Annotated in this window: 15 protein-coding genes; 5 read left to right on the forward strand and 10 right to left on the reverse strand. The window is 66.5% G+C overall.

All coding sequences use genetic code 11. The features are described from left to right. Window positions 1-6: 6 nt before the first annotated feature. Entirely contained in the window at window positions 7-615 is a 609-nt protein-coding gene (locus tag I7X18_RS09680) for an Rv2253/PknI dimerization domain-containing protein (RefSeq protein WP_226863882.1), read from the reverse strand. Here I7X18_RS09680 and I7X18_RS09685 point away from each other — a divergent pair. After that, a complete protein-coding gene (locus I7X18_RS09685; protein ID WP_193047062.1) occupies window positions 605-1,015 on the forward strand; it encodes a hypothetical protein in 411 nt (136 codons plus the stop codon). The two genes, I7X18_RS09680 and I7X18_RS09685, sit on opposite strands and share 11 nt — an antisense overlap. Before the next feature lie 81 nt (window positions 1,016-1,096). Here the strand turns inward: I7X18_RS09685 and I7X18_RS09690 are convergent, their stop codons facing one another. After that, window positions 1,097-2,377, reverse strand: coding sequence for a cytochrome P450 (locus I7X18_RS09690; protein ID WP_193047063.1), 1,281 nt, complete (start codon window positions 2,375-2,377; stop codon window positions 1,097-1,099). 193 nt (window positions 2,378-2,570) lie between these two features. Here I7X18_RS09690 and I7X18_RS09695 point away from each other — a divergent pair, with 193 nt between their 5' ends. Next, window positions 2,571-3,269, forward strand: a complete 699-nt coding sequence (locus tag I7X18_RS09695; RefSeq protein WP_193047064.1) for a TetR family transcriptional regulator — start codon at window positions 2,571-2,573, stop codon at window positions 3,267-3,269. Here I7X18_RS09695 and I7X18_RS09700 read toward each other — a convergent pair. From I7X18_RS09700 to I7X18_RS09735, 8 genes are all read right to left on the reverse strand, one after another. Beyond that, the gene (locus I7X18_RS09700; protein ID WP_193047282.1) at window positions 3,185-3,559 is read right to left on the reverse strand and encodes an Rv2576c family protein; all 375 of its coding nucleotides are present in this window, start codon (window positions 3,557-3,559) and stop codon (window positions 3,185-3,187) included. The two genes, I7X18_RS09695 and I7X18_RS09700, sit on opposite strands and share 85 nt — an antisense overlap. 120 nt (window positions 3,560-3,679) lie before the next feature. Beyond that, complete coding sequence (locus I7X18_RS09705; RefSeq protein WP_193047065.1) at window positions 3,680-3,973, reverse strand: cytochrome C oxidase subunit IV family protein; 294 nt, start codon at window positions 3,971-3,973, stop codon at window positions 3,680-3,682. Window positions 3,974-3,976: 3 nt separating this feature from the next. After that, window positions 3,977-4,564, reverse strand: coding sequence for a cytochrome c oxidase subunit 3 (locus tag I7X18_RS09710; protein WP_193047066.1), 588 nt, complete (start codon window positions 4,562-4,564; stop codon window positions 3,977-3,979). A gap of 5 nt (window positions 4,565-4,569) precedes the next feature. Further along, complete coding sequence (locus I7X18_RS09715) at window positions 4,570-5,316, reverse strand: hypothetical protein (RefSeq protein WP_193047067.1); 747 nt, start codon at window positions 5,314-5,316, stop codon at window positions 4,570-4,572. Then, window positions 5,313-6,050, reverse strand: coding sequence for a hypothetical protein (locus I7X18_RS09720; protein WP_193047068.1), 738 nt, complete (start codon window positions 6,048-6,050; stop codon window positions 5,313-5,315). Before I7X18_RS09720 ends, I7X18_RS09715 begins: the two co-directional genes overlap by 4 nt. 8 nt (window positions 6,051-6,058) lie before the next feature. Then, a complete protein-coding gene (locus tag I7X18_RS09725; protein ID WP_193047069.1) occupies window positions 6,059-7,201 on the reverse strand; it encodes a thiolase family protein in 1,143 nt (380 codons plus the stop codon). Window positions 7,202-7,229: 28 nt separating this feature from the next. After that, the gene (locus I7X18_RS09730) at window positions 7,230-7,643 is read right to left on the reverse strand and encodes a Zn-ribbon domain-containing OB-fold protein (protein ID WP_193047070.1); all 414 of its coding nucleotides are present in this window, start codon (window positions 7,641-7,643) and stop codon (window positions 7,230-7,232) included. 108 nt (window positions 7,644-7,751) lie between these two features. Further along, window positions 7,752-8,468: an enoyl-CoA hydratase/isomerase family protein gene (locus I7X18_RS09735; protein WP_193047071.1), complete on the reverse strand. Its 717-nt coding sequence runs from the start codon at window positions 8,466-8,468 to the stop codon at window positions 7,752-7,754. Between the two features lie 116 nt (window positions 8,469-8,584). Here I7X18_RS09735 and I7X18_RS09740 point away from each other — a divergent pair, with 116 nt between their 5' ends. The 3 genes from I7X18_RS09740 to I7X18_RS09750 are packed head-to-tail and all read left to right on the forward strand — an operon-like array spanning window position 8,585 to window position 12,848. Further along, on the forward strand, window positions 8,585-10,159 hold the full coding sequence (locus tag I7X18_RS09740; protein ID WP_193047072.1) for an AMP-binding protein: 1,575 nt from the start codon (window positions 8,585-8,587) through the stop codon (window positions 10,157-10,159). Window positions 10,160-10,194: 35 nt separating this feature from the next. Then, window positions 10,195-11,385 (forward strand): amidohydrolase family protein, encoded by a 1,191-nt coding sequence (locus I7X18_RS09745; protein WP_193047073.1) that lies wholly within the window; start codon window positions 10,195-10,197, stop codon window positions 11,383-11,385. 32 nt (window positions 11,386-11,417) lie between these two features. Next, complete coding sequence (locus I7X18_RS09750; RefSeq protein WP_226863963.1) at window positions 11,418-12,848, forward strand: FadD3 family acyl-CoA ligase; 1,431 nt, start codon at window positions 11,418-11,420, stop codon at window positions 12,846-12,848. Window positions 12,849-12,912 lie beyond the last annotated feature (64 nt).

Here is a 12,912-nt window from a genome sequence, read left to right on the forward strand (position 1 = left end):
GCCAGGTCAGGTCAGCTTCTCCACCCGGACGGGAAGCTCCTTGACGACTTGCTCGTTCCTGCCGCAGGCACCCTTCGCACCTTTGGTGATGTTGCGTCCCGCCAGGAGGGTGGTGATCTTCACGTCACGGTGGTTCGCGACGGGGTTGATCCCCCAGATGAGGAACTTCTGTTCGCCGGAGGCGAAGGTGCCGTCGGGGCACGGCACCCAGTTCGGAATCTCGTGCTCTGCAGTCCAATAGGAGCCCTCGAAGGTCATCGGGGCGGTCCAACCGACGTTGCTTCTGATCTCACCGGTGCACTCGATCGGGCTGACGCAGCTCGATGTGATCGTCCAGATCTCCTCCGTGGACTGTTCGTCGAAATAGACCTGGTTACGCTGCGCCCATTCGCCGTTCGAGATCGCCCGATACGTGCCGTTGAGTTCTACTCCGAAGTTCGAGGCGTGCGCGGACGGTGCTGCGCCCAACGCTCCGATGAGGGTGATTGCCGCCGCCGCTACGCCTGTCAGACCCACTTCTCGCATGTGTGCCAGCCTAACGGCGCTCGAAGCGATGTTCTCCAAATGCGAGAAGATCGTTGCCGGAACATGTGACAATATGTCGGTGCGAGCCATGGTGGCAGTGTTTGCTGCATTTTTGATGAGTGTTGCGATGGCGCCCGCCGCGCCACGCGCTGCAGCCCAGCCCCCGGAGTGTCACGACCCCTCCTGTACACCGGGCATCGCCCCGAACATCGTTCTGGGTTCCTACTGCAGCACCACCACCCACTACGTTTTCGGCGTGACCTCGTGGGGACGCCTGGTCTTCTGCGGTTCCCCGCGGCGATATGAACCCCGGTGGTTCCGCTCGCCGGAGATGCACGGGATCAAGAACGAGAACGACGGGTGCTCCACGCTCGAAGGCGGAGTCGCCCAGGCGCCGGACGGCCTGTTCCTGAGCTGTGTGGTGGCAGGCGACCCGGGCCGCGCCTATTGGACACGCGGCGATACCCCGCCTCGGTCGGGCGATACGTAAGACGTCACCGGCGCACCGGGACGCCGTCGGCCCACGGCGGCTCGGCACGCGCGGGACGGGGCCCTTCCGGGCCCCCGGCACTCACCCGACCGGTGTGTACTTGATGTGGAGGTCGGTGAGGCCGCGCAGGATGAACGTCGGCTCGTAGTTGTAGACGCGCTCGCCGGCGGGCCCGTGGTACTCCTCGTCGATCGTGATGTCGGCCATCCGGTCCAGGAGCCGCTCGATCGACACCCGGCCCTCGACGCGGGCCAGCGGCCCGCCCGGGCAGGAGTGCACGCCGCGTCCGAACGCGATGTGTTCCCGGACGTTCTTGCGGTCGAGGTGGAACTCGTGGGGGTCCTCGAAGCGGCCGGGATCGCGATTCACCGCACCCGGGCACACCATCACGATCGTGCCGGTCTTCACGTCGACGTCGCCAATCGTGGCGGGCCGCTTGGCCAACCGGAACTGGCTCTTCACCGGCGCGTCCATGCGCAGCGACTCCTCGACGAACGTGGGGATGCGGCTGCGGTCGTTGCGCAGGGCCTCCTGGATCTCGGGGTGGTCGCCCAGGACGCGCATCGACGCCGACAGCAGCTTGGTGGTGGTCTCCTGGCCCGCGGCGAACAGGAACGTCGCCGAGCGGGCGACCTCGATGAGCTCCGGAGTCGACTCGTCCGGGTACTTCGCGGTCGCCAGGGCGGTCAAGACGTCGTTACGGGGGTTCTGCCGGCGATCGGCGAGATAGCCGATGAACTTGTCGTCGAGCCATTCCAGGGGGTTGGTTCCGACGTTCGAGCCGTCGAGGCGGCCGACCTGTGCCTCGGGCCGGGGGGCGCCCAGCACGTTGCGGAACTCCTCGTGATCCTCCTCGGGCACCCCGAGCAGATCGGCGATCACCAACAGCGAGAAGGGCTTGGCGTACGCGGAGAGGAAGTCACACTTTCCTGCGGAGACGAAGTCGTCGAGGACTTCGTCGGCGAGGCGCCACATGAAGTCCTCGTTCTCCTTGAGACGCTTGGGCGTCAGGAGCCGGTTCAACAGGGAGCGCGCGTAGGTGTGTTCGGGCGGGTCCATGGTGACCATGTGCTCGAACATCGGCAGGTGCGAGCGGTGCGCGGCGATCTGCTCGGTGAGGTCCTCACCTTCGGGCGTGAACGGCAGCGGCGGGAACGGCCCGCCGAGGGCGATACACGACGAGAAGGTGTCAGCGTCTTTGAGGACCGAGTTGGCCTCCTCGTAACCCGTGACCGCCAGCACGCCGTAGTGCGGCTCCGGTTGCACCGGGCACTTACTGCGCAGGTGGTCGTAGTACGGGTGCGGGTCGGGGACCAGCGACGGGTCTGTGAAGTAGTCGATGGAGTCGTAGTCAGTCGCCATGGGTGTCGCTTCCTCCCGAAATCGGTGTCCGCCGAATTGGATTGGCGGCGGGCTTGGGCCGCCTGGACCCGAGAAGTGAATATGCTGAGCATCTGCTTAGCATGGGGGTTGAGTCGTGGTCAACCTCACACGGCGGGTCGGCGTCTACGATCTGCGGGTTGGGATGCGCGCAGGCGGACAGGAGAGGGTTTCGATGGCTTCGGGGCGACGGATCGGCGCACCGGACGCGAAGAACCGCGTCGTGCTGCTCGACGCCGCCCAACAGTTGATGCTGGACGAGGGGTACGCCGCGGTCACGTCGCGCCGCGTGGCCGAGCGAGCCGATCTGAAGCCCCAACTCGTGCATTACTACTTCCGCACCATGGACGAGCTGTTGCTCGCGCTGTTCCGCCGCCTGGCCGATCAGGGTCTGGCGGCACAGGCGGCGGCCCTCGAGACGGCCCAACCTCTGTGGACGCTGTGGCGGCTGATGACCGACCCGTCCTCGGCCCGGCTGACGCTGGAGTTCATGGGGCTGGCCAACCACCGTAAGGCGCTGCACGCCGAGATCGCGCTCTACGCGCAGCGCGCGCGGGAGCAGCAGACCAAGGCCATCGCCGCCGTCCTGCAGCGCTACGGCGTCGACATGGCCGACGTGCCGCCGGTGGTGTGGACGTTCTTCGCCACCGGTGCCTCCCAGGTGCTCGTGATGGAACGCGGCCTGGGCATGACCGAGGGGCACGACGAGATCGTGAAGTTCGTGCACGCCTGGCTGGGCCGACTGGAGGGCGAGCCCCTCTCGGCGGACGGCGTGGCTTCGCCGAACGATCACCAACTGCGAATGGAGCAGAGCGCACCTTTCGGGCCGGCGTCGGTGGCAACCACAACCCCGTCCACCGCGAGAACGCAATGAATGTTGGGCGCCTGCGTTGACGGTCCGCTTGTCGCCGTCACCATCGCCCACTGCTCGGGGTCGGCAAGGGTGACGTCGAGGATCCATTGCGCGTCGGGACCGACGTCGGCTTTGGCCTTGGGGCTGAAGACATACGGGTTGTGGCTGTACTCGGCCCAGTTGGGCGGGTCGATCTCTCGGTAGTAGATCGTCACCGGGAACGGCCGTTCGGCCCACACCGTGTACTTGACGTTCAACGGACGCGGGGGCTGGGCGCCCGCGGTCGGCGCCGACGAGAGCACGCTCGCCATCACGACCAGCACCGCGGTACCGACGGTCAACGACGGGGGGCGGGCCGGGAATCGCATTTTCATATTCTAGAACGACGTTTTTCCCAGTGGCGAAGATTGGTCAACTCCGGATGCGGTGCCTCAATACAGGTAGATGCCGAGCACCGCCGCCCACAACACGATGAGCCAGGCATCGGTGGACACCTGCAGCCAGCGCGGTGCGTGCCGCACCTCCATGAAGTAACGAATGATCAAGCGTCCCTTGACCACGGCGAGCGCCGCCACCGCAAGCGTGATCGGGACGCTGGTGGTCGCCGGCCCGCCGGAGTGTCCGGGCGCCAGCCACCAGGACACGACCGTGATGGCGGCGAGTGCGAGCCAGACCACGGTGACTGCGCGCTGCGCGGCGGCGGGGTGCGCGGGTGTGGTGGCCATCGGTCACCTCATCACGTAGAGCAGGGCGAAGATGACGACCCACAGCAGGTCCACCATGTGCCAGTAGGTCGCGCCGGACTCCACCATCGACATGCGCCGTCTGGTCCGCAATTCCCGCGCCGCGATCCCCAGGATGAGCAGGCCCAGCGCGAGGTGGAAGAGGTGGACGCCGGTGAGCATGTAGTAGAAACCGAAGAACTCGCCGCTGCCCAGCGAATACCCCTGACCGATCTTCGCCGACCATTCGTAGACCTTGATGCCGATGAACAGCACGCCGCAGAGGCCGCCCGCGTAGGTGAGGCGCAGTGCGGTGGTGTGGTCACCGGCGCGTGCGGCCAGCACGCCGCGCGCGACAAACCACGAACTCGTCAGCAGGACAAGGGTGTTGAGAACACCCGCGGTAAGGCTGAGGTGTTGTTGTGCGGCGAGGAAGGCCTCCGGTGCCATGGCGCGGTGGACCATGTAGATCACGAAGTAGGCGCCGAAGATGATCAGGTCGCCGAGCACCATCACCCACATCGCGCCGTCGCCGGGGAGGTGAGTCTCGGGGCGGGCGGGCGACGCGGAGGGCGCCTGTCGGGTCTCGGTCATCGGCGTCAGTCCAGCGGTGTCTCGGCGGGGGACTGTTGTTCGTTTGCCCTCTTCAGGAAGTAGATCACGCACGACAGCCAGAATCCGAAGACGACCGTCCCCGTCCAGAACGACATGGAGCCGTTCCACGCGAACGGGCCTGCGGTGGTGACGAAGATGGGAATAGCCATGATCTCGGTGACGATCTGCCACACCGTCACGTACGCCAGCCATTTCGGGAAGATCCCGTTGCGGTCGAGCAGGATGGCCACCGCGAAGCCGACATACGCCGCGGTGAAGCACCCGAGCGATCCCACGTAGGACAGACAGCCGAGGTCGTAGAGCAGCGACAGCAGTTCGGGGTCGCGGTCGGGGCGGTACACGGCGGCCAGGAAGCAGAAGGCGACCAGCAGGCAGCCCGGCAGCGCGCCCACCGCCATCCCGCCGAGATAGATGTAGGCGCAGACGGATCCGGTCGTCATCCGTTTCATGTGGTAGACCACGATGCCGTTAGCCACCCCGGCGCCGCCGACGATGAGGATCAGCAGTCCGAAGCCGATCTGGATGGTCGGTCCGTGGGCGGCGAAGAAGTCCACCTTGCCCGCCGTCGTGACGTCCGGTCGCGGCGGCGGCATCACCCGCGCGAGCGCGAAGAAGATCGCCCCGAACGCGGCGTAGAAGGCGGGCACGATCCAGAAGACGATCCAGATGTCGCGCGTTCCTGCGGGCCGGGTGCCCGATGCCGTCGTCTGGTCGGATACCAGCGCGCTCACGGCGCGGCGCCTTCCTCGGCCGCCTGGCGCCGCAGCGCGGTACGCAGCGCGAAGAACATCACGACGACGAAACACAGGAACGCGCCGTTGCGCAGCCAGAACGACACGGCGCCGTCCCATGCCAGCGGACCGCTCGAGACTGCCGCCGCGCACGCCGCGGGCGCCATGGCCAGCGCGGTGACCAGGGCCACGAGCCCCACCCACCGCGGGAAGACCGGGCGGGGGCCGTTGTCGAGATGAATCGCCAACGCCAGCAACAGATTCTGGGCCACCAACATGCCGACCGGGGCGACGAAGATGATCCACGCCATGTCGTTGAGCAACTGGACCAGTTCGGGACTGCGGTCCGGGCGGAATGCCGCGACGAGGAAGAAGATGTCGGCGAGTGCGAAGATCGTCGCCCCGCTCACCGCTGCGGTGAGATAGCAGTACGCCAGCACATGGCTCTGGGTGGCCATCCGCTTCATCTGCACGACGATGACCATGAAGAACGGCAGCACCATGATGCCGCAGATATTCCAGGTGATCATGGTGGCGCGCACCAGCGCGGCGTTCTCCCGGTAGAAAGCGGCGACCTCGTCGGCCGGCATGGCCGGTGACATCGGCGGGAAGAAGCCGGGGTAGATCAAGAACCCGATGAGGACCACGACGCCGGCGCACAATCCCGTCCACAGGCCGATGGTCTGTGTCCTGACGTCAGCCGACGCTGTCGTCTCGGCGCGGGCGGTCGTCATCGCGTCGGTTACACGGACAGGATCGTCGCCGAGGCGGTGCCCGGGGCGCCGTATACCTGCGCCAGACCGACTTTCGGCTCGCCTGGCACCTGCCGTTCGCCGGCCTCGCCGCGCAGTTGCCGCACGATCTCGTGCACCTGGCGCAAGCCGGACGCACCGATGGGCTCGCCGTTGGCGATCAGCCCGCCGTCGGTGTTGACCGGTATTGAACCACCGATTTCGGTGGCGCCGTCGGCGAGCAGCTTCTCCTGCTCACCGTCGGCGCAGAGCCCGGTCTCGGCCATGTGGATGACCTCCGCGCCGGCGTCGGTGTCCTGTAGCTGGGCGACGTCGACGTCCTCGGGCCCGATTCCGGCGATCTCGTAGGCTGCCCGCGCCGCGTAGACGGTGGGGGAGGGGTCCTCGTCGAGCGGCGCGGAGGTGGCGTGCACCTCGTAGGCGCCGAAGGTGCGGGTACGGATCTCGCTGGCGCGCAGGAACACCGGCTTGTCGGTGTAGCGGTGCGCGATGTCACCGCGGCACATGATGACCGCGGCCGCGCCCTCATCCGGTGCGCAGAACATGTACTGGGTAAGCGGGTAGTTCAGCACCGTCGAGTTGAGGATCTCGTCCTCGGCGATCGGCTTGCGGCGGAACGCGTTCGGGTTGATGGCACCGTTGCGGAAGTTCTTGGCCGCCACCTTGGCCAGCGTGGCCTGCGAGATACCGTGCTTGTGCAGGTAGTGGTTGGCCTTCATCCCGAAGAACTTGGTGGTGACGAACTGGCCGTTCTCCGCATACCACTGCGGCAGCGCCAGTTTGGCGGGATCGTCGGTGAACGCACCGCGCGGATGCTTGTCCAGGCCGATGGCGATACCGATGTCGTACTTGCCCAGGCGGATGGTGTCGGCGGTCTGCTGGATGGCGCTTGCCGCCGTCGCGCAGGCGTTGAATACGTTGGTGAACGTGATGCCGGTCAGGCCGACCAGGCGGGTGACCGCATCGGGATTGGACACCTCGTAACTGCCGCCGAAGCCGAACTGGATGTCCTTCCACTCCAGTTTGGCGTCGGTGAGCGCGAATTGAATCGCCTCGGCGCCCATCTGCATCGCGGTCTTGTCGAACCTGCCGAAGGGGTGCAGCCCTACGCCGATGATCGCTACGTCGTTCATGATTCGACTGTTCCTCTCGTCGGCCGGCTCAGATCGGCTGGAAGGCGAAGGTGATGATCTCCTCGCCGTCGTCGTCCTTGGCGAACGGCACCATGGTCAACTCGACCGCCATGCCGAATTCGAGTTTGGCGGGGTCGTTCTCGGTGAGCCGGCCCTCGACGCGGATGACGTCATCTAGTTGGACCAGACCGACCCCGAAGGGGACGAAGTCCTTACCGGTCGGCCCCTTGTAGGGCGCTCCGGGCGGGAAGCCCTGGGTGGTCCAGGCGATCAGCGTGCCGCGGCGGGGAAGCAGCACGTCGGACATCTCCCCGGCGCTGCACTTCGGGCAACGGTCCTGCACCGGGAAGGTGGTGGCCGCGCAGCGCCCGCAGCTGCTGCCGATCAGCTGAGGTTGGTCCTCGGGCCAGGTCGAAATCTCGGGCGCAAGCGCCTTCGCCATGCGTCGTCCTCCGTGTCCGGGCAGGCCGCAACCAGGCGGGCCTGCACAACGGTGACCCTAGTGGGAAATGGCATTCTCGTCTAGAGAGAATCGAAGCGGCAATGCCCGTCACTTGGGTCGCTTCATGACCCTGTCCGCGGCCGCCCAGTGTTCGTCGGCGACCCACAGGCGTGCGAACGCCGACACGGCCTCGGTGGTCGGCACCCCGTCGATGACGCGTTTGATCTCGCCGGCGGGCCGGCCGGCAAGCGAGCGGGCGATCGTGCGCCAGCCCTCGTCGAAGCCCTCCCTGGGCAGGACCAGGTCCACCAGGTTCAGCTCGAACGCCTCGGCGGCGGTCAGGATGCGGCCGGTGCCTGCCAGTAGCAACGCCCTGCTGTTGCCGACCAGCGCGGCCAGGCGTTCTGCGCCGCCCCATGCCGGCATGATCTCCAGCGATACCTGGTTGAAGCCGATCCGGATGTCGTCCGCGGCGAGCCGGATGTCTGCGGCCACCGCCACCTCTGCACCGCCGCCCAGCGCGTGGCCGTTCAGGGCCGCGACCACCGGACCGGGGAATTCCGCGATCCGGTCGCAGATCGTGCGCATCCGCAACGCCATGGCCGATGCCTCGGCCTCGGTGCGCAGCGCGCTGAGTTCCTTGAGGTCGCCGCCGGAGACGAACGCCTTGTCGCCGGCGCCGGTCACGACCAGCGCCCTCGCTCCACCGACGCCGTCGAGCGCCTTCTCCAACTGCCCCATGGTCTCCAGGGAAATGGCGTTGCGGGCATGTGGACGATCGATCGTGATGACAGCCAATCTGTCCTGGATCTCGAGGTCGACCATCAGACGTTCTCCCGTTACGGTATTGGCATTCTCGGTTGCGGAGAATAGCATCACCGACGAGGGCGCCGGTGCGGTGAGCGCGCGGTGCACCTCTTGCCGCCAAGAGTTTGGGGACCATGCGCGAGATTCCGGTTGAGCTGATCAAACGGTACGAGCACGAGGGGTGGTGGACACCCGAAACGCTCGGCGAACTCCTGGCGCGTCACCTGGAGCGGGGGCCGGACACCGGCTTCTACGTGCACTCCGACGTGCGTCCGTACCGCGGCACCTTCGCCGACGTCGAACTGCAGGCCCGCCGGCTGGCCGCCGGCCTGAGGCGGCGCGGCGTGGGTCCGGGCGACGTGGTCGCGCTGCAGTTGCCGAACTGGGCGGAGGCCGCGATGACGTTCTGGGCCTCGGCGTTCCTCGGCGCGGTGGTGGTGCCCATCGTGCATTTCTACGGCCGCAAGGAACTCGGCCACATCATGGCGACGGCGCGGCCCAAGGTGTTCATCACCACCGCGGAGTTCGGCCGGATGGCGTTCCAGCCGGATCTGTGCGCGGACGTGCCGATCGTCGGCCTGGTCGGCGACACCAGCTTCGACGACCTGCTCGACGGCGAACCGATGACCGATAACGTCCATACCGATCCGGCCAGCCCTGCTCTGATCGCGTTCACATCGGGCACCACCCGAGATCCGAAGGGCGTCGTCCACAGTCACCAGACACTGGGATTCGAGACCCGTCAGCTGCTCGAGAACTACCCACCTGACCGCGGCCGCCAGTTGACCGCCACGCCGGTCGGACACTTCATCGGCATGGTCGGCGCCTTCCTCATCCCGGTGCTCGAGAACGCGCCGGTCGACCTGTGCGACGTGTGGGACCCCGGCAAGGTGCTCGCGCTGATGGAGACCGAGGAGTTGTCGATCGGTGGCGGCCCCCCGTACTTCGTCACCAGCCTGCTCGACCATCCCGACTGCACACCCGCCCACATCCAGCGCTTCTCCACGGTCGGCCTCGGCGGCTCGACGGTCCCGGCGACGGTGACGCGGCGGCTGGCCGACCTCGGACTGTTCGTGTTCCGCTCCTACGGCAGCACCGAACATCCGTCGATCACCGGATCGCGGCCCGGCGCGGCGGAGGACAAGCGCCTCTACACCGACGGCGATCCGCGTCCCGGTGTGGAGATCAAGCTCACCGACGACGGCGAGATCCTCTCGCGAGGACCCGATCTCTGCCTCGGCTACATCGATGAGGCGTTGACCGCCAAGGCATTCGACGAGGACGGCTGGTACCACACCGGTGACGTCGGCGTCCTCGACGAAGACGGGTACCTGACCATCACCGATCGCAAGGCCGACGTGATCATCCGCGGTGGCGAGAACATCAGCGCGCTCGAGGTCGAAGAGGTGTTGCTGGGTATGCCGGCCGTCGCCGAGGCGGTGGTGGTCTCGGCGCCGGACGCCCGTCTCGGCGAGCACGTGGCCGCGGTGCTGCGTATCAGGAACGGCCATCCGATGCCCACGCTCGACGACGTCCGCGCGCATTTCGCGCGTGCCGGCGTCGCGCGTCAGAAGTGGCCCGAGGAACTGCAGCGGATCCCTGAAGGGCAGGACTATCCCCGCACCGCCAGCGGAAAGGTGCAGAAAGTGCTGATGAGGGAGCAGGTTCGCCGCAGCGCGAAGCAGGGCGTTGCAGCCGTGACAAATTGAGAATACGATTCTCGCAATAAGAAAAGGAGTGTTTCATGGGGCAACTGTCGCATCGGGTCGACATACCGTTTCCGCTGTTCGACGCGGACAACCATCTCTACGAGCCGCCGGAGGCGATGACCAAGTACCTCCCGAAGGAGTACAAGGACGTCGTCCAGTACGTCGAGATCAACGGGCGCACCAAGATCGCCCTGCGGGGCCAGATCAGCAACTACATCCCGAACCCCACCTTCTCCGTGGTGGCCCAGCCGGGCGCCTGGGAGGAGTACTTCAAGTTCGGCAACCCCGACGGCAAGAGCAAGCGTGAACTCTTCGGCGAGCCGATGCGGGCCATCCCGGCGTTCTTCGAGCCCGCTCCGCGCCTGGAGAAGATGAACGAGCTGGGTCTCGACCGCACACTGATGTTCCCGACGCTGGCCAGCCTGATCGAGGAACGGCTGTCCGACGACCCAGTCGCCATCCACGTGATCGTGCACGCGCTCAACGAGTGGCTGCACGAGGTATGGGGCTTCAACTACCAGAACCGCATCTTCACCACCCCGGTGATCACGCTGCCGATCGTGGAGAAGGCCATCGAGGAGCTGGAGTGGGCGGTCAAGCGCGGCGCCCGCGCCATCCTGATTCGTCCGGCTCCGGTGCCCGGCTTCCGCGGTCCCCGGTCGTTCGCCCTGCCCGAATTCGATCCGTTCTGGCAGAAGTGTGTGGAGTACGACATCTTCGTCGGGATGCACTCGTCTGACAGTGGCTACTCGCGGTATACCTCCGAGTGGGACGGCGGCGCGCAGGAGATGCTGCCGTTCCAGACCAACGCGATGTCGATCCTCAACGAGTGGCGGCCGATCCAGGATGCGGTGGCCTCGTGGGTGATTCACGGCGCGCTGTTCCGGTTCCCCACGCTCAAAGTCGGAATCGTCGAGGCCGGGTCGAAGTGGATGTTCCCCCTGCTCGATTCCATGGCCGAGGTGTACAAAAAGGCGCCGGAAGCCTTCGCGGGCAACCCGATGGAGGAGATCAAGAACCGCATCTACGTCAGCCCGTTCTACGAGGAGGGCATCGACGACCTGATCAACCTGATCGGGGTGGACCAGGTGCTCTACGGTTCGGACTGGCCGCATCCCGAGGGTCTGGCCGAGCCGACGCACTACGTGACCGCGCTCGAGCACCTCGCCGTCGAGGACCAGGCGAAGATCATGGGCGGAAACCTCGGGCGTCTCGTCACGACGTGACCTACCAGCCCCGCTGGGACACCATCCCCGAGATGGTGTGCAGCGCAGCGGACCGGTTCGGCGACGCGGAAGCGGTCGTCGACGGTCCGCTGCGCTTGTCCTTTTCGGAGGTTGCCGACCGAATCCATTGTGCGGCAGGCGCGTTCGCCGAGTTCGGAATCGGAAAGGGCGACCGCGCCGCGATCTGGGCGCCGAACTCCGCCGAATGGATCATCGCGGCGTTCGGCCTGTTGACCGCCGGCGGCGTCCTCGTACCCGTCAACACCCGGTTCAAGTCAGAGGAGGCGGCCGACGTCATCGGCCGCAGCGGTGCGAAGGCGGTGCTGGTTCAGCAGGGTTTCCTGGACCAGGACTACGCATTGCCTTCCTCGATGCCCGGCCGGGTGCCGCCGGTGATCGACGTCAAATCCGACTTCCTTTCCAGCGGAGGCCCTTTCGAGCAGCGGGTCGAGGGCTCCGATATCTCCGACATCATCTTCACCTCCGGTACGACCGGCAGGCCCAAAGGTGTGATGATGAACCACCGGCAGAACCTGCGGCTGTACGAGGAGTGGTGCGACCTCGCCGATCTGCGGCCGGGCGACCGCTATCTGATGGTGAATCCCTACTTCCACACCTTCGGGTACAAGGCCGGGCTGATCGCGTCGTTCATCCGTGGCGCGACGATGGTGCCGGTTCCGGTGTTCGACGTGGACCGCGTCGTCGACCTGATCGCGGCCGAACGCATCACCATGCTGCCCGGTCCGCCGACGCTCTATCACTCCCTGCTGGCGGTCGAGGACAAGACGAAGCTGGCCACGTTGCGTGCCGGTGTGACGGGGGCGGCCGACATCCCGGTCGAACTGGTGCGTCGGGTCCTCGAAGAGCTGCCGTTCCAGACGCTGGCGACCGGATACGGGCTCACCGAGGCGGGTACGGCCACGTTGTCGCGGCCCGGCGACTCGTTCACCGACATCGCCACCACGGTCGGTACCGCGTGCGACGGGGTCGAGGTCCGCATCGCCGATGACGGTGAAGTGCTGGTGCGCGGTTACAGCGTCATGCAGGGCTACCTCGACGATCCGGCGGCGACCGCGGAGTCGATCGATGCGGACGGCTGGTTGCACACGGGGGATCTCGGCACGCTCGACGACGCCGGCCGCCTGCGCATCGTCGGCCGCAAGAAGGACATGTTCATCGTGGGCGGATTCAACGCCTACCCCGCCGAGATCGAGGGTTTCCTGCTCGAGCATCCGGCTGTCGCCCAGGTCGCCGTCATCGGTGTGCCCGATGAACGGATGGGTCAGGTCGGCAAGGCGTTCGTGGTGCCACAGCGCGGTGCGCCGGCGCCGATCACCGCGGACGAGCTCGTCGCCTGGAGTCGGGAACGCATGGCAGGATTCAAGGTCCCGCGGTATGTAGAGTTCCTCGAGGGGCTGCCGCTCAATGCCACCGGTAAGGTCATGAAGAGCGAATTGCGCTGAGCGCACGCACAGCGCGTAAACCGCATTTCCGCAGGAAGCGCTGCGTCTGAACCCCATTACCGAT

The sequence above is a fragment of the Mycolicibacterium baixiangningiae genome (assembly GCF_016313185.1).
In the GTDB taxonomy this organism is placed as follows: Bacteria; Actinomycetota; Actinomycetes; order Mycobacteriales; family Mycobacteriaceae; genus Mycobacterium; species Mycobacterium baixiangningiae.